An 18,841-nucleotide genomic window follows, 5' to 3' on the forward strand; every position below is an offset into this window, starting at 1 on the left:
ATCCTTCTGGATATTGACGTGTGTTTCTTAATTCTGTTTAGTTTTCAATGATCTCCACTCTTATCTCGAGTGCATGATTATTCTATCACTAATATTTGCTCTTGTAAAGAATTTTATACATTTTTTTTATTTTTTTATTAAGTTTCCAAAAAACAGTGTAATAATCAACTATATTTGCAGTCGAATAAGAAAAAATCAGAGGATTTTTCCTCTGATTTAAACTTTTTATGCCATTCTATCTAATCTTAAACGACGTTTTTTAGCATCAGCTAAACATTTCTCCATTAATGCCTCCGCATGTTCTGGATTAACCTTTAACAATTGTGCAAAACGGTTTTCAGATAACAAGAAATCTTTAAATTTATCAAAGTCTGGTGCTTTAGAATCAACTTGCAAAGGATTCTTTCCTGCATCTTCAAGACGAGGATCATATCTCAATAAGTTGAAGTATCCACAGGATACAGCATCTTTTTGTTGTCTTTGATGATTTGCAAGACCACCTTTAATACCATGTTCCATACATGGAGAGTAAGCAATGATTAAAGAAGGTCCATTATAAGCTTCAGCTTCTTTGAATGCTTTAATTGTTTGTACAGGATTTGCTCCCATAGCAACTTGAGCAACATAAACATGTCCATATGCCATAGCGATTTGTGCTAAATCTTTTTTAGCAGCTGATTTACCCCCAGCAGTAAATTTGGCGATTGATCCAGCTTGAGATGATTTAGAAGATTGTCCGCCTGTATTAGAATATACTTCAGTATCAAGTACTAAAATATTAACATTTTGATTACTTGCAATAACATGATCTAATCCACCATAGCCGATATCATAAGCCCATCCATCACCACCAATGATCCATTGAGATTTACTTACCATATCTCCTTCATGATTTAACAATTCTTTAATTGCTTCGTTGCTTGAAGCTTTAACCGCAGTCATGATTTGAGGCACAAGCTCTCTTTCTTTAGCGCGATCACCATTGATTTCAACATACTCTTCCAATAAAGCCTTCAGTTCCGGTTCACAAGCATCTTTATTTTCTTCAATAATACGTAATAGATGCCCAACTTTATAATTTTCAGCTAATTTCATTCCGAAACCAAATTCAGCATTATCTTCGAATAATGAGTTAGCCCATGCTGGTCCTTGACCATTTCCATCAATCGCACAAGGTGTAGAAGGAGTAGAACCACTATAAATTGAACTACATCCAGTAGCATTAGCAATCATCATATCCTTACCAAATAATTGTGAAGCCAAACGATAGTATGGTGTTTCACCACATCCACCACAAGCACCTGAAACTTCAAAATACGGTCTCATGAAACCAACACCTTTAGCTGTAGTTAATGGATACTTATCATCACGATATTTAACATTAGCATACATGTAATCAGCTAATGGAGCATGTACTAATTCATCTTTCACACTAACCATTTCAAGAGCTTTTTCACCTTTCTTACCTGGACATTCAGTAACACATAAACCACATCCAACACAGTTATCCGGTGAAACTTGGATACGATATACTAATCCACCCATATCTTTACCCATTGGAACTAAAACATCATCACCAATGTTTTCTGGTAAATTAGCCATTTCTTCTTCATCAAGTAAGAACGCTCTGATCGTTGCATGAGGGCAAACCATTACACAGTTATTACATTGAATACAGTTATCTTTATTCCAACGAGGAACTTCAGTTGCAATTGCACGCTTTTCTTTGATTGCCACTCCTGATTTCATTGAACCATCTAATTTATCCATGAAAGCAGAAACAGGTAAATCATAACCATCTAAACTATTGATTACTGAAACAAATTCATCAAAATGTTCATCTCCAGTAGTACTTCTAGTTGCAGTTACTGTTAAATCAGACCAAAAATTATCAACAGCTACTTCTTCAATTGCGTCTTTACCTGCATCAATTGCTTTGTAGTTAAGTTGGACAATAGCATCACCTTTTTTACTATATGTTTTCTTTGCCATTTCTTTCATATATTCAACAGCTTTTTCAATTGGTAAGATTTGGGGATTTAATGCAAAGAATGCAGATTGAAGAATTGTATTAGTTCTTCTTCCCATACCAATTTCACCAGCAATTTTATTGGCATTAATTATATAGAATTTAGCCTTTTTATCTGCTAATTGTTTTTTTACTCGATTTGGTAAATAATCAATAATTTCTTCTTTTGAGAACTCTGTATTTAATAAGAATGTTCCACCATCTTTAAGATTTTTTAACATATCATATTTAATTACATAGTTGTCTAATGAACAAGAAATAAAATCCGCATTATTTACATAATAAGTAGCTCTGATTGGAGTATTCCCAAAGCGTAAATTAGAGCGTGTTGCCCCTCCAGCTTTTTTAGAATCATAAGCAAAATAAGCTTGTGAATATAAATCAGTATGATCCCCAATGATTTTTATTGAAGATTTATTAGCTGAAACAGTACCATCTGAACCTAAACCATAAAATAGACATGCTGTATAATCAGCATCAACATTAAATTCAGGATCCTCTTTTAATGATAGATTAGTTACATCATCATTAATACCAATTGTAAATGAAGTAAATGGAGCATCCTCTAATAAATGATCATATACTGCTTTGATTTGACGAGGAGTAGTATCTTTAGAACCCATACCATAACGTCCACCAACAATTGCTCTTACATGTTTAACGTCTTTAAGGACACTAACAACATCTAAGTATAAAGGCTCTCCAGTAGCACCCATTTCTTTAGTACGATCTAGAACAGCTACTTTTTCCACTGTATTAGGTAATACTTTTAATAAGTATTTGGCAGAGAAAGGACGATATAGATGTACTTTAATTAAACCTACGCGATCACCGCGACGGTTCATTTCATCAATTGTTTCTTTAATTGTTTCTGTTACTGATCCCATTGCAACGATTACTCTTGCTGCATCAGGTGCCCCATAATATGTAAATGGAGCATATTCTCTACCGGTAATTTCAGAAATCTTTTTCATATAATCAGCAACTACTTCTACCACTGCATCATAATGCTTGTTTTGAGCTTCACGACCTTGGAAATAAATATCATCATTTTCAGCCCCACCGCGCTCAATTGGGTTAGTGTGTGGATTCATTGCATTTTTCTTGTATTTAGCAAGAGCCTCTTTATCTAAAAGACTTTCTAATACATCATAATCCATTACTTCTACTTTTTGAATTTCATGAGATGTTCTAAATCCATCAAAGAAGTGCATTACAGGAACAGATGATTTAATTGCCGTTAAATGTGCAATTCCTCCTAAATCCATTACTTCTTGAACTGAGTGTGAACAAATCATTGGCATTCCAACTTGGCGACAAGCATAAATATCTTGATGATCACCAAAAATATTTAATGCTCTTGTTGCAAGTGCTCTTGCTGATACATGGAATACACCAGGTAATAATTCCCCAGCAATCTTGTATAAGTTAGGAATCATCAATAATAAACCTTGAGACGCAGTAAAAGTAGTTGCAAGTGCACCACCTTGTAACGCCCCATGGACAGCACCAGCAGCTCCGGCTTCTGATTGCATTTCAATTACATTAACAGGTGAACCAAAGATATTTTTTTTACCTTGGGCAGACCATGCTTCCGCATTTTCAGCCATTGGAGATGAAGGTGTAATTGGATAAATACTTGCTACTTCAGTAAACGCATACGCAACGTGCGCTGCAGCAGTATTACCATCCATTGATAAAAACTTTTTAGCCATTTTTAAAAATCCTCCTTTTGCATACCATTATTATACTACGTAGCCTTTTGTATTGCTAGTTATAATTACTAAAAGACCCTCACAAATATAGAAAGGCATTATTTTTTCATTTTAAATAAAAAGAATGTTTTTATTTAACAATCCATTTACCTTGAATCCATCAATCTTTATTAAAAATAATATAACAAAAAAGCTGATCACTAAAACCGATCAGCCAATTATATTCTTTTAAATTAATATATTTAATCTTTTAATGCCATATATGCCGCAATCGCACCAAATAAATAGATAATTGTACTTAACACATCACCTGTTATCATATTTTGGAAACAATATTTGAATGTTTCAACTAGCATGCTGACATTAAAAAAAGGTAGCGTTATACTTATAAAAATTGCTTGTGCCACGACAATTCCTAAAACAAAAGTAACTGCAGCAATAATGGCTAATTGTTGACCACTTTTATTCAATACTTTTTTTATTGCCTGAGCTTCAAAAATTCCAATTAAAATAGTAAAGTATGAAAAATTAAAACCTATTTTAGAAATAATCCAGGTTAAAATACATCCCATAACGATCGTTGAACCAAATCCAACTAAAATAGCTATTAAATAATCTTTCCCATATACTTTTTGATCATTATTTTGATTAAAAAACGCTTGCGCTTCTTTTCTTTGTTTATACTCTTCATATTTCTCTTGAAAACTCATCATTTAACATCCTTTACAAGTGAATTTATATATGCTTGAACCTTTTCTTTTAAATCTTCGCGCTTTAATGCAAAATCAATCGTTGCCTTAATAAAACCAAACTTATCACCAACATCATAACGAATCCCTTCAAAGTCATACGCATAGACCGCTTGAATATCCATTAAACGTTTGATAGCATCTGTTAACTGGATTTCTCCACCAGCACCTTTCCCTTGAGTTTCTAGCAATTCAAATACTTTTGGTGTCAAAACATATCTTCCTAATACTGCCATATCGCTAGGAGCTTCTTCAACTGCCGGCTTTTCCACCATATTATTTAACTTAACTAAACGCCCACCATTTTCACGAGGATGCGAATGTGACGGACTGACAATTCCATATTTACAAACATCTTTATGTTCAACTGTCTGTACCCCAACAACTGATGCTTCTTTATTTATATACGCATCTATTAATTGCTTTAATGCTGGCTCACCACCATCATTTACAACAATATCATCACCTAATAATACTGCAAATGGCTCATCACCAATAAATGATTTTGCACATAATACCGCATGACCTAATCCCTTTGGCTCTTTTTGACGAATATAATAAATATTTGCCATATCAGCAATATCTTGTATCATTTTAACTTGTTCCATTTTACCTGATTCTGTTAAACGCGCTTCTAATTCATACGACTTATCAAAATGATTTTCCATCGCATGTTTATTTGAATTAGTAATAATCAAAATTTCTTCAATTCCACTATCCACTGCTTCTTGGATAATATATTGAATTGTTGGGGTATCAACAATTGGCAACATCTCCTTTGCTAGTGCTTTAGTTGCTGGTAAAAATCTTGTTCCTAATCCAGCCGCTGGAATAATTGCTTTTCTTACTTTTTGTTTCATTGTACTCTCCTCTATATGTTTATATTTTACTATATCTGATTATTAATTGACAAGATTATGATAATTTTCCGGTTTTTTCTTTTTCCAAATGCGTAAAGGCATAAATTTGATAATTAGTAAAGTTGCAATAAAACCACCAATCATACCTGAAATATGTCCAGATAAAGAAATCGAAGGCACCAATATAGAAATCAGCAGCATCAATAGAACACTTGACGATATTTGCTTGAATAAATATGCATAAACATCTTTAAATTTCCAAGCCAATGCTAATAAAGCTCCCATCAATCCAAAAATAGCTCCAGAAATACCTCCCATAATACTACTAGCACCATTTCCAGTCAAAATATAAAAAACTGTTGGTAAAATCGTAGTTGCAAGGGCAGAAGCAATCAAAATAATCAAATAACGCTTCATTCCCAACAAATATTCCATAACTGAGCCTAGATTAACTAATGAATAACAGTTACAAAAAATATGCATAATTCCAAAATGAATAAAGTTTGCACTAATTAATCGCCAATATTGATTTCCTGCCAAAACCAAAATTGGATTAAATCCACCTGCTCTGATTCCTTGATAAGCATTCATTTCAAAACCGTATTTAACGGTTGTATAACAATAAACTAAAATACATATTCCAATCACCCCGGCTGTCACTGGATATTTTTTATAATCAAAATTCATTCTATTCTCCTATAAATTCAAATATTGACATCTGATCAATATTGACTTCTGCATCTTCAACAATTTTTTTGTTTCTATCATAAATCATATCGAACGAATAATCAGACAATACATCTTTTATATATATTGGTGTCACTCCCATATCAAGTAACCGATCATTTCCTAAATATAACCCTTCAACAGCTAAAGGTGTAGTCCATTTATTGTGTAAATTTTGCAACGAAGTAAACCATGTTGCGCCATTATTAATACTACTTGAAACAATAATTTGATATTTTGACAATGCACATACATAGCTATTACGCTCAATTGCATTAGTTACATCAAAATAGCAGTTTGGATCCTCAGCACTCAGCATCACTAATTGTCCGGATTTAATATATCTAGTATAGTCTTTGCTTTTAGCACCAAGTCGCTCACAAACAAAACTAATACAATGACAACCATGATAAAGTGCGTAATGCAAAGCAACATCATCAATTCCTTTAGCATCATTGGAAATGTAAATTAGATTATCTTCAATTGCTTTATCTACCAATCTTTTGGTATAGGCGCGATCTTTTTTAGTAACCTTATTAAGACCCATCAAAGAAATTCCTTCTCCAACTAATTCAATATTACCACAATAAAACACATATAATGGAGCCCTTTTCTTTAGGTGTTTAGTTAACAATTTAGGGAAATTATCTTCATATTTTGTAGTAACATTAATTCCATTCCCCTCCAGATTATTAAGAACACTTAAAAAAATATTCATCGTTTCAATTCTTCGTGCCATTTTATAAGCAATAAATTCATTTATTTCTAAAATTTCTTCAAGTTCTGTCTGATTCATCGACAGCAAACTAGCAGGTCCTTTTAACCCCTTCTTTTTTATAATCCGCTCAATTAACAACCATTCCTCATTAGAAAGCGGGACCTCTTTATACGCTTTTAATCGAGCACAAAACAGCATCATTGCAATACTATCTAAATTAAGTTTGATTCGTTCCACGTACATGTGCCCCCTTTAATATTCATTAAAAATTCTTTTAATTTCTTTTGTATTCTGAGTAACACTTAAAGCAAGCATTAGAAGCACTCTAGCTTTTTGTCCTGACAAAGTATTAGACGGTATACAGACATTATGAGGATCAAAAACATCACTCTCATATACAATTCCCTGATTAACCCGAGACGCTCTAACAAAAATGATTCCTTTAGCAGCTAGTGTTTCAATTTCATTCAGCCATGCTTGACTATAATTACCACTACCGCTGCCAATTATCACAATCCCTCGATGATTCTGAGCCATCATCGTCAAAATATCAGGTTTAGCACCAGCATAGTAATAGACAATCCCTACCGGAGGCAATTCAGTAATTGGCTTTTCACTAAAAACTGATTGCAATGTATGTTTTTTAAAAGTTCTTGAAAACATCATAACTTTATCATCATTCATATAACCCAAACATCCAAAATCTTTTTGATCAAATGCATCAGTTTTAAAATTACTAATTTTTTGGATATCTCGCCCTGAATAAATTGTACTTGAAAAGACTGCCATTACGCCATGTCCCAAAGCATCATCACACGAAGCCAAACAAACAGCTTGATATAAATTAATCGGACCATCTGCACTAGTTGCACTCGCTGGTCTCATTGCCCCTGTCAAAACGACTGGCTTATATGTATTGATTGTAAGATTTAAAAAATAGGCTGTCTCATCCAATGTATCAGTTCCATGAGTAACTACAATACCATCAACATTTTTTTGAGAAGCCAAATCATTTATTTTATTAGCTAAAATTATCCAATGTTCTTCATTCATCTCATTACTATCGACATTAAAAAGCTGAATTGCTTTTAAATTAGCAACTTCATTAATCATTGGAATAGAGTCAATTATTTCCTTAATATTGATTTTTCCAGCCTGATAATTAGTTGCTTTTCCAACTTTGCCACTTCCTGCAATTGTTCCACCTGTTGCTACAATTATAATATTTTTCATTTTATCACCATATCTATTATACCAAATATCCTACTTTACACAAATAAAAAAACGTCTCTTTAAATTAAGAGACGTTTATCAGCTATTTATCAGCAACTAATACTTTATCAGTAGTGTGTTCTAGGATAATTTCCTCAGCAGCAGCTTGAGCAGCAGCTAAACGTGCAATTAACACACGATATGGAGAACAAGATACATAAGTTAAACCTGTTTTATGACAGAATTTAATTGATTCTGGATCTCCACCATGTTCACCACAAATACCTAATTTAATTTTTGGACGAACACTGCGACCTTTGTTTGCAGCCATTTCTACTAATTGACCAACACCACTTTGATCAAGCGATACGAATGGATCAACTTGAATTACTTTACGATTAATATATTCAGGCAAGAAACTTCCTACATCATCACGAGAGAAACCAAATGTCATTTGAGTTAAATCGTTAGTTCCAAATGAGAAAAATTCAGCATGTTTTGCAATTTCATCAGCTGTTAAAGCAGCTCTTGGAATTTCAATCATTGTACCGATCTTATATTCAATTTTTGCATTTTTAGCCATAATTGCGGCATCAATTGCTTTTGTAACATTATCTTTCACATAAACGATTTCAGATTCACTACCAATCAATGGTAACATGATTTCTGGTACGATTGTACATCCTAATTCTCTTTCAACATCAATCGCTGCATCAATAATTGCTCTAACTTGCATATTATAGATTTCTGGATACGTTACTGCTAAACGTGAACCACGATGTCCTAACATTGGATTAGTTTCTTTTAAAGTTGCGCCCTTAGTTTTCACTTCTTCTAATGTTTTTCCAAGTTTATCAGCAACTGCTTGATATTCTTCATCAGTATGTGGTAAAAATTCATGAAGAGGTGGATCTAATAAACGTACTGTTACCGGTAATCCAACCATCGCACGATAGATTCCTCTGAAGTCTTCAACTTGGAATTTATATAACTCATCTAATGCCTTAATTCTTTCTTCCACTGTATCAGATAAAATCATTTGTCTTACATATTCGATACGATCTCCTTCAAAGAACATATGTTCTGTACGACATAAACCAATACCTTCAGCTCCAAATTTAATAGCTACAGCCGCATCACGAGGGCTATCAGCATTAGCACGAACTTGCAATTTCTTGATTTCATCAGCCCAAGACATCAATTCAGCAAAATCACCTGTTAATTCAGATTCTTCAGAATCTAAAATTCCCATATATACTTTACCACTTGTACCATCTAATGAAATTTCTGTTCCTTCTGGATAAGTTTTTCCATCAATTGTAAATGTTCCTGCATCATAATCAATCGATAATGCTTTTGCACCTACGATACAGCATTTACCCATACCACGAGCAACTACAGCTGCATGACTCGTCATTCCTCCAGTAGAAGTTAAAATACCTTCACAATCAACCATACCTTGAATATCTTCAGGAGAAGTTTCGTGTCTTACTAAAATAACTTTTTCACCAGCTACAGCTTGTTCATGAACTTTTTCAGCAGTTAAATAAACTTTACCAGCACCAGCACCTGGTGAAGCAGGTAATCCTTCAATCAACACTTCAGCAGCAGCTAATGCAGCAGGTGTAAAGTTCGGATGTAATAGTTGTGAGATTTGATCAGGTTCAACTCTTGTCATTGCTTCATATTTATTGATTAAACCTTCATGTACTAAATCTACAGCAATTTTTAATGCTGCTTTACCAGTACGTTTACCATTTCGAGTTTGTAAAATATATAGTTTACCATTCTCAACTGTAAATTCACAGTCTTGCATATCTTTATAATGTTTTTCTAATCCTTTAACAATTGTAACTAATTGTTTATAGATTTCTGGCATATCTTCTTCTAATTTAGCAATTTTTTGTGGTGTACGAATACCAGCAACAACGTCTTCACCTTGAGCGTTAATTAAATACTCACCATAAATATGATTATCCCCATTAGCAGCATTACGAGTAAATAATACCCCAGTACCTGAGTCATCACCCATATTACCAAATACCATTTGTTGTACGTTAACAGCAGTTCCCAAATCATGAGGAATTCCATTTAAGTTACGATAAATAATAGCACGATCATTATTCCATGATCTGAATACAGCTAAAATTGCTCCCATTAATTGTTCTTTAGCTTCTTGTGGAAAGTCTCTACCTAATTGAGTTTTGAAAATTTCTTTATATTGAGGAATAATGATATTTTCAAAATCTTCTGCAGTGATATCTAAATCACTTTCATATCCCTTTGAAGTTTTTAATTCACTTAATTTAGCTTCAAATAACTCTTTATCAACTTCACAAACTACATCAGAGTACATTTGAATAAATCTACGATAACTATCAAAAGCAAAACGACGATTTCCTGTTTGTTTAGCTACAACTTCAACAGTTTCATCATTTAAACCTAAGTTAAGAATTGTATCCATCATTCCAGGCATAGAAAATTTTGCTCCAGAACGAACTGAAACTAATAACGGATTATCTAATCCCCCAAGTTTTTTATCAGCTAATTTTTCTAATCTTTCTAAGCAGTCATCAATTTGTTTTTTCATTTCATCATTGATGATCTTACCATCAGCATAATATTCATTACATGCTTCAGTAGTCACTGTAAATCCTTGTGGTACTGGTAACCCTAAGTTAACCATTGCAGCCAAGTTAGCCCCTTTACCACCTAGAAGGTCACGCATCATTTCGTTTCCTTCGCTAAACATATAAACGTATTTTTTCATTCAATCTAATCCTCCTTAGAATTAATACATAAATATATTATACACGTGTTAGCCTTTTCATTCAAGTGTAAGCGCTTTTAAAATACCATATTTTTATACAAAAAAAGATTGTATTTTTAAAACACAATCTTTTCACCAAATATTTATTTTTTATTTGCAATTTCGATTTCAATCTTTCGATTATTAATCTTTTGCTTATTACACTTATCAACAACTTTATTGATTACCTTCTTATTAATATCAACAAATGTAAATTTTCGTTTGATATCAATATCTCCGATATCTTCTTTTCTCACACCTGCTTTAGAAACAAAGAAATTAACAATTTGTGGTGCTTTGACACGATCCATACTACCAGCAGTAATAAAAATTCTTGTATAATCTTTATTATTTCCACGGCCACGTTCACGCCTTTTACCTTCAGAAGCCTCCTGAATCGTATCACGTTTATAATCATATCCTAACTGTTCTTGGAATGTCATATACATTAATGCTGCCGTAAAGTCTGCTAACATTGTTGGATCAATTTCATTTACCAATTGCTTGAACTTCTTATGGTTACCAGCCAAAATTTGATCTTCAACTTTACTTACCAGAGTTCCAATTTTTGCTTCAGAAATTTCTTGCAGAGTTGGAATAGTCGCTTTGGTAATAGAAGATTTTGTTACACGCTCAATTTGACGTAAAAATCCTTTTTCTCTTGGTGTAATAATTGAATAAGCTTGTCCTTCTTTATCAGCTCGACCAGTACGACCAATTCGATGAACATATGATTCAATATCTTGTGGTAATTCATAATTAATTACATGTGTTACGTTTTCAACATCAATACCACGAGCAGCTACATCAGTTGCAATTAAAAAATTAATTGTTCCTTTTTTAAATTTTCTCAATGTATTCATACGATGATTTTGTGATAAATCTCCATGCATCGCTTCAACATTATAATTTGCCTGCTGCATTTGTTCAGTTACTTCATCAACACTACGTTTTGTTCTACAAAAAATAATTCCTGTTTGAACATTAGCGACGTCAATTAAACGGCACATTGCTTCAAAACGATCTTTTTGTTTCACTTCGTAATAGAATTGTTTAACAGATGTAGCTGTTGTTTGTTTTGATAATACAGCTACATGTTCAAAATTATCATGCATATAATTTTGAGCAATCTTTTTAATTCCTGCTGGCATTGTTGCTGAAAATAAAATTGTTTGACGATCATCATCAACTTTTTCTAAAATAGTTTCGATATCTTCAACAAAGCCCATATTCAACATTTCATCCGCTTCGTCTAATACTACGAATTTTACGTCGTTTAGTTTCAAAACATTACGACGCATTAAATCCATTACTCGCCCTGGTGTCCCTACGATAATATCGATTCCTTTTTTAATGGTCCGAATTTGTCGCTCTATATCACTACCACCGTATACGCAAGTAATTCGACTTCCATTATATTTACCAATACGTTCCATTTCTTCATGGATTTGCATTGCTAGTTCCCTTGTTGGTGACAAAATGATAGCTTGTGGTAACTTTCTTTGAGATGGAGTTATTTTTGACAACAAAACGCTCCCAAATGCTAAAGTTTTACCGGTACCAGTTTGTGCTTGACCAATTACATCAACTCCTGTCAATAATACAGGAATTGCTTCTTCTTGAATTTTTGACGGTTTAGAAAACCCCATATCTTCAATTGCTTTTAATACTTCATTACTTAATCCTAATTCATTAAATTTGTTTTCAATCATTCTTTATACCTTTCTAGACACTTTGGTGAGTATAGCATAATTACGCGATATATACAAACTTATTTGCATAATTTGTTTTATTTTTTTATTTATAATGAGATTATTTCAATAATCATAGAATTGACTACTCTTTACTGTTATAATCATCATAGATAAAATGTTGTAATTGGAGGAACTTATGATGGAAAATAAAATTATTTGGCAAGATCGTAAACATTTTATGTGGTTTCCAATTAGTTTTACTAAATATGAAATAAAAAATGATCGCCTATATCAAGAGACTGGCCTATTTAGTACTCACTATGACGAATTGCTTTTGTATCGTATTACCGATTTATGTCTACGAAGAAATTTATCACAAAAAATCTTTGGTACTGGAACAGTAATTTTGTACACTAAAGCTGACAGTGAACGTGAAATTCATTTAAAGAATATAAAAAATGCTCGAGAAGTTAAAGATTTAATTTCTAAGTTAGTAGAAGATGCCCGTGATAAAAAGAAAGTTGTTGGTAAAGAGTTCTTTGATGAAAATTTAAATTTTGAAGATCATTCTGAATAAAAAGCATCGTCTTATCGTTAGTATAATAAGACGATGCTTTTTTATTATTCAGTCCAAAATTTATTAGTTGCAATGTCATAACATAAACATGTTTCATGGCTTTCAAATAATGTATCTTCATCACCATCCTTGAACATATGAATGATACGATTTAAAGCGTGATAAAGATATTCAAAATCATTTTGTTTAATTGTTTTATCTTTGTGAAGAATGAAAATATTACGATTAACTCCTTGGTATCCTTTAAAATAAGCTCGATTAGTATCATAAAAAGTTATTAAATATTCTGTATTATCTTCCTTTAAATCATCATTATTGTTATATAAATGAATTTCATATTTATCATCAAGAATATAATAGATGACTTTCGTTGTTAAAAAATCAGCACCATTTTTAAATAAGCGGTAATTATAAATTCCACTAAAACTCATTTCTTTCAACATTTCATAACAGTCAGCCAAAAGACCGTCAATAAACTTTCTTTGACTACTATTTAAATAATATACTTGTTCAGGACGTACTTGTTTGACATTTTTCAACATTTGATTAAACTTCTCTAATATTTTTTTATCAGCTTCAATAATGTAGTCCCAAACGATGATATTAATACTATAAACATTATTACCAGTACCAATAATATAAACTAACTTCTGATCTAATTCTAAAAGATCTGCTAGTTTATTGTTTTTACTATTTTTTCTTGTAACAATAATATCATCATCTTTTTGATATTTATAAGCTCTCGAATCACTTAGCATTAATTTTTCATTAATAATTGAGCTTAATTCATCAAAAGTAATATTTTCCTCAATGTCTAATGTCAATTTAGTATCTTTATATATTATTTTTAATCTATACTTATTTGTCATAATTACCCCACTTCTACTTACTTTTACTTTTATTATAACAAAAAAATATTTTATTAATAGTAATATGAACAAAATAGTCATGTTTTTTCACTTTAATATCTCGTTGTTATTAAACTAAAATGATAGAAGAATTAAGCGCTAAAGAAATGTTATTTCAATACATCTTATGTTGTTATTAAACAGATCATATTTCTAAGGTAATACCTGATATAACTATATTTCAATACATCTTATGTTGTTATTAAACTTGGAAATGCAGTTTGTTAACAATACAAGATTTACAATTTCAATACATCTTATGTTGTTATTAAACTACAACCTCGCTCCTCTAATCCAATTCACGAAGTTAATTTCAATACATCTTATGTTGTTATTAAACCCTAGTAAATAAGCCATTTTACACTTTCTATTATACCTCAAAACCTATATCTATCAATACTTTTCTACTTTTTTACCAAATGATTTTACTTTTTTATAATTGCTAGTAAAATTCTCTTAAACGCTTACTCTCCCAACAGTTTTAGGACATTAAAAAGAAATTGAGCCTGGTAAATTATATAATTAAACTATCTTCATTTCCCTCTTTTTGACTCCCTAAAATTTCTTCATCAAATGAATCCTCACTCTGTAATTTAATAATACTTACACAATCTTCTTCTTTGTTTATAGCTTTTTTTAGTTCTTTTTTTAATAAAATTAATTTAGAAGGGGTAATAGGACCCTTAAAAATAGAATATTGATAATGAGGAAGATATTTTTTACATATCTTAAATATTTTATTTACTCTTTTTTCCTCAATATCGTAACAGACGATTACATAGTTATGATTTTTTATTTTCATTAATATTTATCCTTTATAGAAAATGGTATAAATAATTTATTTTCAAAAATTGTTTTAATTAATTTATAACCATCATATTTAATAGCTGTTTTATATGTTATCTTTCTCTTTAATTTAGTATGTAAAAATTTAGTTTCCATTCTATTTTCAAAAGCTTCAATAAATATATCCCTACCTTTATCATTTAAAAGACAATAATTAGTTTTCTTATCAAAATGTTTCTCAACCGTTAATCTTTTAGTATTGACTAATTCAAAGATTGTTTTAAAAACAATGATCGGTTTAAATACTTCACTTAAGTCTAAAGACAAAGAAAATCTTTGTTCTGTAGGTTCATGTAAAAAAGAAATACTTTGATTTAAGTGAGTTTGATATATCGCTGAAATTGTTTTTGTATAAAGTAAAGTGTTTCCAAAAGAAATCAGTGCATTAATTGGATTATCAGGCGGTCTCTTTACTCTTTTGTTCATTATAAAATCTTCAGGTAATATATATCTAAACATACTATAAAAACGTTGCCATATTTCTCCTTCAACCGCCATAATCATTTTAATATCTTCTGCTTTTTTTAAACGTTTTGGCACCTCTTTTCTTAACCAGTCTATTGTTTCTTTAACCTCATTTTTACCATGCTTATAATAGTGATATAAAGTTTCATCAACGTTAATTGCAATGCCATTAACTATTGCCTTTGCAATATCAATACGATAATTATTAAATGTTTCAACCTGTTTAATCAACAATTTACCACTAGTATATTTATCCTTTGGATAAAAGGTACCACTATAACCCTGATAATAGTTAAAAAAATGAATAATTATATTTTTAGATGAGATAAAATCTAATAATTTAGTATTAAGAGAAATTTCATTTAAACAATATATCTCTTTTATATTTTCTACTGGTAAATATATATTCTTACCACTTTTTCTAAAACAAAGTGAATCATCTTTACGTTTTAAATCTCCCATACTAGTTATGTATTTAGTACTTTTCATTACAACACCTCCTATATATAACAATATGCATAATATGCACATTTTTTACATTTACTTTCATTTAAAACTAGTGGTATTTCATCATTTTCTAATAGTTCTTTAATTTTAATAACAATTTTATCTAATTCTTTTTCTTCAATTTCTGTTAGCTCCACTTCAATAAAAGATTTATTTTGTTTATTCTTTTCAATTACTTCTATTCGTCCTTTTCGTATTATTCCTTTTGACTTTAAAATTTTAAGATAATATAAAAGCTGCCACTTTGCTGCAACTAAATCAGCATCAGACTTTTTTGTTTCTGTTAAATATTTTGCAGTTAATTTATCCAATCTAATATTGCCAATTGCAATCTCTGAATTCTTATCATCTTTATACTTTTCTTCATGCAATGCTTTACCAATCTTCACATTTTCACTTTCATCCTCTAAATTAAGTCGATTACCATGAAGATAACATTGTCTTTGACAATGAAAATAATAGTTTATTAATGTTCCATTTACTTCCATATTCTTACCTCTATATAAATAACTCATCCTCAGTTTCAAAAAGAGCAGTATTCAATTTACCATCTAAAATATAATCATCACCATTTTCAATATAATAAATATCTCCAACCTGTTCTTTGAAATCAAATTGATTTTTTTTAATAACTTGGTACATAAAATAATTCATCATACTTTTAACCACTGACAACTCATATACTTTTTTAGCATAATCCATTTCATTATTTTTCAATAAATCTACATACTGATTCCAAATAGCTTTACCATCAAATTCTTCCCCATCAATATTAATTACCGTTCTTCCTAAAAATATCGTTACTCTGTCTCTAGTATCTAATATCAATTCCATTCGTTTACTTACTGCCTGATAATCTAAACACGCAACACTTTCTCTAAAAAAATTGGGAACATTTTTTTCTTCAGGCTTTTTAGCTCTATTTGCTAGAGTCTTAAGAAGTTTTTGGTAATAATAATTAAAGTTCTTTTTTAACAATACTTTTTTCATATCATCATTAAACAATGTTAAATTTTTCTGTGCAACACGTTCATCCCCCTTATAAATATTGGTTGCCTTATTTAAATTAAAGAAATATACTATTCCTTTTCCATCTTCTTTACATGAGCGATTTATTCTTCCCATAAACTGTTCTTCACTATCAAGTTTAGATATATCTTTATAACCGATATCCATATCAATATCGACACCGGCTTCAATTACCTGGGTCGCTACTAAAATAAGATGTTTTGAAGTTTTAACTGTACTAATGATTTTTTCTCTTTCTAATACACTATCAAAACCACTAATAAATAAAACTTCACAATCTAATTCTATCTCTTTTAATTGACGATAGAACTTTTCTGCACTTTTTCTAACAATAAACTCAATCATTATTTTTTTCTTTAATTTATTCATCTCTAAAACATGATTTAATAACGATTCTTCAGTATTTTCTACATTTATTAGACTATAATCTGTTTTTACTCGATCTTTAAAAATTGGATTTAAAAAATATTCTTGAGGATCTGTTATTAATGAAACTGAATTACTACGATCATCTGTAAGTAACTCTAAATCTGGTAATGTCGCTGACATGATAACTATTTTTAGATTAAGAATTTTAGTAAATTCTTTTAAGAAGATGATTATCTCGTTCCATATTTCAATTCGATAATTTTGGATTTCATCTAAAACTATTACTGAATTAGCATATTGGCATAGACCAAAGGCTGATTCTCGATTATTTCCAAAGAAAGTATCAAATAAACCTACATGGGTTGTTAGAATAATTGGATAAGTTAAAAATTGGCGATCCAATAATGCTTTTTGATATTCACCCGAAAAGTTTTCATCTTCATCCTTTTTTAATGGGGTTGTAGAATTAACGACAGCAATATTATTCATAGCCTTACTATTACCAAAAATTTTATTTAACGATGCTAGATTTTGTTCTACTAATGTATTAAAAGGATATACATATACTATCTTATTTAAACTATCATCATTTTTAATTAAACGTAAACTTAAATTTAATGCTGTGTTACTTTTACCACTCCCGGTTGGTGCTTCTATGTAATATATGTTTTTATCAATATTCTTTATCAAATTTTTTTCCGCTTCTAAAAATATCTTTGTTCTTAATCCATTGATTTTTTCTTTTCCAACATCATTCTTTCTAATCTTTGTAACTAATTCACTATTATCATATAGTTCCATGATTTCACTAAAATCAGCATCTTTAAGCATTACATTATTTCTATTATCACCATAAAATTCACTTGTTGCATAATAATCACAAAAAACCAGAAGTGAATATAAGAATCTAACATAGACATATAAATCAATTTGCTTATTAGTTTCATATTTTCTTAGTTTTTTAAATAAATTATCACGTCCTTTTTGTTTTAAAGGTATAAGACTAAAACCATCTTTAAACAATTTTGCAAATTCATCATCATTAACCCAATCAATAATTCTCTTTTCTAATTCATCATCACTATCAAACTTATCAATAAAGCGTGTTCTAAAATCATCAATTTTACTATGATGTCGAGAAATTACAAAAGCATTTATATAGATAATAGATTTTAATAATTTGATATCACTTTTTGTTAGTGTTTTTAGTTTATTTAAATAATATCCTAAATAGATATATGCCGATAATTTTGAATGATCAGATTCTAAATTTTTAGGTGGATTTAAATAATTCATTACTGAATTATTCATTTTATCATTTTGAAAAACTGGATTTATTTTTCCGGTATCATGAAAGGTAATTGTGTTAAAAAATAACTCATTAAACATTTCTTTTCCTTCATCTGATAACCCCTCTCCTAAAGAAATGTTAAAAGATTTTAAAATCGAATCCAATTTCTTTAATTTAAATATTTCTTTCAAATATTTCGTGCATAATTGAATATGTTCATTAATTGTTTCTTGATGATTATCATCTCTATGTCCATAGCACTGATCAATATTAATTATTATTTTTTCTAGCGAAACTAGATATCCATCTATATCCATAATATCCTCCCTTTAATAAA

The 18,841-nt window shown here is 30.4% G+C and carries 14 protein-coding genes; 1 reads left to right on the forward strand and 13 read right to left on the reverse strand.

Translation table 11 applies throughout. The features are described 5' to 3' along the window. Positions 1–225: 225 nt before the first annotated feature. From nifJ to KTF99_RS12785, 8 genes are all read right to left on the reverse strand, one after another. The gene (gene nifJ / locus KTF99_RS12750) at positions 226–3,744 is read right to left on the reverse strand and encodes a pyruvate:ferredoxin (flavodoxin) oxidoreductase (protein WP_029481296.1); all 3,519 of its coding nucleotides are present in this window, start codon (positions 3,742–3,744) and stop codon (positions 226–228) included. A gap of 242 nt (positions 3,745–3,986) precedes the next feature. Beyond that, positions 3,987–4,454, reverse strand: a complete 468-nt coding sequence (locus tag KTF99_RS12755; protein ID WP_226814575.1) for a hypothetical protein — start codon at positions 4,452–4,454, stop codon at positions 3,987–3,989. After that, the gene (gene galU / locus KTF99_RS12760; RefSeq protein ID WP_003538026.1) at positions 4,454–5,353 is read right to left on the reverse strand and encodes a UTP--glucose-1-phosphate uridylyltransferase GalU; all 900 of its coding nucleotides are present in this window, start codon (positions 5,351–5,353) and stop codon (positions 4,454–4,456) included. The genes KTF99_RS12755 and galU overlap by 1 nt, the downstream gene beginning before the upstream one ends. Positions 5,354–5,395: 42 nt before the next feature. Next, positions 5,396–6,040: a rhomboid family intramembrane serine protease gene (locus KTF99_RS12765; protein ID WP_003538025.1), complete on the reverse strand. Its 645-nt coding sequence runs from the start codon at positions 6,038–6,040 to the stop codon at positions 5,396–5,398. Position 6,041: 1 nt separating this feature from the next. Further along, a complete protein-coding gene (locus KTF99_RS12770) occupies positions 6,042–7,040 on the reverse strand; it encodes a DNA-processing protein DprA (RefSeq protein WP_009010074.1) in 999 nt (332 codons plus the stop codon). Positions 7,041–7,049: 9 nt separating this feature from the next. Then, on the reverse strand, positions 7,050–8,030 hold the full coding sequence (locus KTF99_RS12775) for an asparaginase (protein ID WP_008793032.1): 981 nt from the start codon (positions 8,028–8,030) through the stop codon (positions 7,050–7,052). Positions 8,031–8,112: 82 nt separating this feature from the next. Continuing rightward, positions 8,113–10,779: a pyruvate, phosphate dikinase gene (gene ppdK / locus KTF99_RS12780; RefSeq protein WP_003538022.1), complete on the reverse strand. Its 2,667-nt coding sequence runs from the start codon at positions 10,777–10,779 to the stop codon at positions 8,113–8,115. Positions 10,780–10,922: 143 nt separating this feature from the next. Next, positions 10,923–12,530, reverse strand: a complete 1,608-nt coding sequence (locus KTF99_RS12785; RefSeq protein ID WP_003538020.1) for a DEAD/DEAH box helicase — start codon at positions 12,528–12,530, stop codon at positions 10,923–10,925. A gap of 181 nt (positions 12,531–12,711) precedes the next feature. Between KTF99_RS12785 and KTF99_RS12790 the strand changes: the two genes are divergently transcribed. Continuing rightward, positions 12,712–13,089, forward strand: a complete 378-nt coding sequence (locus tag KTF99_RS12790; RefSeq protein WP_008793031.1) for a PH domain-containing protein — start codon at positions 12,712–12,714, stop codon at positions 13,087–13,089. A 44-nt stretch (positions 13,090–13,133) separates the two neighbouring features. Here KTF99_RS12790 and KTF99_RS12795 read toward each other — a convergent pair whose 3' ends face one another. The 5 genes from KTF99_RS12795 to cas3 all read right to left on the reverse strand — a co-directional run bounded on the left by KTF99_RS12795 (position 13,134) and on the right by cas3 (position 18,821). Further along, positions 13,134–13,958: a hypothetical protein gene (locus tag KTF99_RS12795; RefSeq protein WP_008793030.1), complete on the reverse strand. Its 825-nt coding sequence runs from the start codon at positions 13,956–13,958 to the stop codon at positions 13,134–13,136. Between the two features lie 553 nt (positions 13,959–14,511). Further along, complete coding sequence (gene cas2 / locus KTF99_RS12800; RefSeq protein WP_029481301.1) at positions 14,512–14,799, reverse strand: CRISPR-associated endonuclease Cas2; 288 nt, start codon at positions 14,797–14,799, stop codon at positions 14,512–14,514. After that, on the reverse strand, positions 14,799–15,797 hold the full coding sequence (cas1b, locus tag KTF99_RS12805; RefSeq protein ID WP_008793029.1) for a type I-B CRISPR-associated endonuclease Cas1b: 999 nt from the start codon (positions 15,795–15,797) through the stop codon (positions 14,799–14,801). The genes cas2 and cas1b overlap by 1 nt, the downstream gene beginning before the upstream one ends. A gap of 11 nt (positions 15,798–15,808) precedes the next feature. Then, the gene (locus tag KTF99_RS12810; protein ID WP_008793028.1) at positions 15,809–16,303 is read right to left on the reverse strand and encodes a CRISPR-associated protein Cas4; all 495 of its coding nucleotides are present in this window, start codon (positions 16,301–16,303) and stop codon (positions 15,809–15,811) included. A gap of 10 nt (positions 16,304–16,313) precedes the next feature. Continuing rightward, the gene (gene cas3 / locus KTF99_RS12815) at positions 16,314–18,821 is read right to left on the reverse strand and encodes a CRISPR-associated helicase Cas3' (RefSeq protein ID WP_217215599.1); all 2,508 of its coding nucleotides are present in this window, start codon (positions 18,819–18,821) and stop codon (positions 16,314–16,316) included. Positions 18,822–18,841: the final 20 nt, after the last annotated feature.

The sequence above is a fragment of the Erysipelatoclostridium sp. MSK.7.34 genome, assembly GCF_019041935.1.
GTDB classification, from domain to species: domain Bacteria; phylum Bacillota_I; class Bacilli_A; order Erysipelotrichales; family Coprobacillaceae; genus Thomasclavelia; species Thomasclavelia ramosa.

Excerpts from the sequence above, each read along its gene's own strand:
- KTF99_RS12810 (WP_008793028.1), bottom strand. The coding sequence starts at position 16,303 with ATGGAAGTAAATGGAACATTAATAAACTATTATTTTCATTGTCAAAGA.
- nifJ (WP_029481296.1), bottom strand. The coding sequence starts at position 3,744 with ATGGCTAAAAAGTTTTTATCAATGGATGGTAATACTGCTGCAGCGCAC.
- KTF99_RS12770 (WP_009010074.1), bottom strand. The coding sequence starts at position 7,040 with ATGTACGTGGAACGAATCAAACTTAATTTAGATAGTATTGCAATGATG.
- galU (WP_003538026.1), bottom strand. The coding sequence starts at position 5,353 with ATGAAACAAAAAGTAAGAAAAGCAATTATTCCAGCGGCTGGATTAGGA.
- cas2 (WP_029481301.1), bottom strand. The coding sequence starts at position 14,799 with ATGAAAATAAAAAATCATAACTATGTAATCGTCTGTTACGATATTGAG.
- KTF99_RS12785 (WP_003538020.1), bottom strand. The coding sequence starts at position 12,530 with ATGATTGAAAACAAATTTAATGAATTAGGATTAAGTAATGAAGTATTA.
- KTF99_RS12790 (WP_008793031.1), top strand. The coding sequence starts at position 12,712 with ATGGAAAATAAAATTATTTGGCAAGATCGTAAACATTTTATGTGGTTT.
- cas1b (WP_008793029.1), bottom strand. The coding sequence starts at position 15,797 with ATGAAAAGTACTAAATACATAACTAGTATGGGAGATTTAAAACGTAAA.
- KTF99_RS12765 (WP_003538025.1), bottom strand. The coding sequence starts at position 6,040 with ATGAATTTTGATTATAAAAAATATCCAGTGACAGCCGGGGTGATTGGA.
- KTF99_RS12755 (WP_226814575.1), bottom strand. The coding sequence starts at position 4,454 with ATGAGTTTTCAAGAGAAATATGAAGAGTATAAACAAAGAAAAGAAGCG.
- cas3 (WP_217215599.1), bottom strand. The coding sequence starts at position 18,821 with ATGGATATAGATGGATATCTAGTTTCGCTAGAAAAAATAATAATTAAT.
- KTF99_RS12795 (WP_008793030.1), bottom strand. The coding sequence starts at position 13,958 with ATGACAAATAAGTATAGATTAAAAATAATATATAAAGATACTAAATTG.
- KTF99_RS12775 (WP_008793032.1), bottom strand. The coding sequence starts at position 8,030 with ATGAAAAATATTATAATTGTAGCAACAGGTGGAACAATTGCAGGAAGT.
- ppdK (WP_003538022.1), bottom strand. The coding sequence starts at position 10,779 with ATGAAAAAATACGTTTATATGTTTAGCGAAGGAAACGAAATGATGCGT.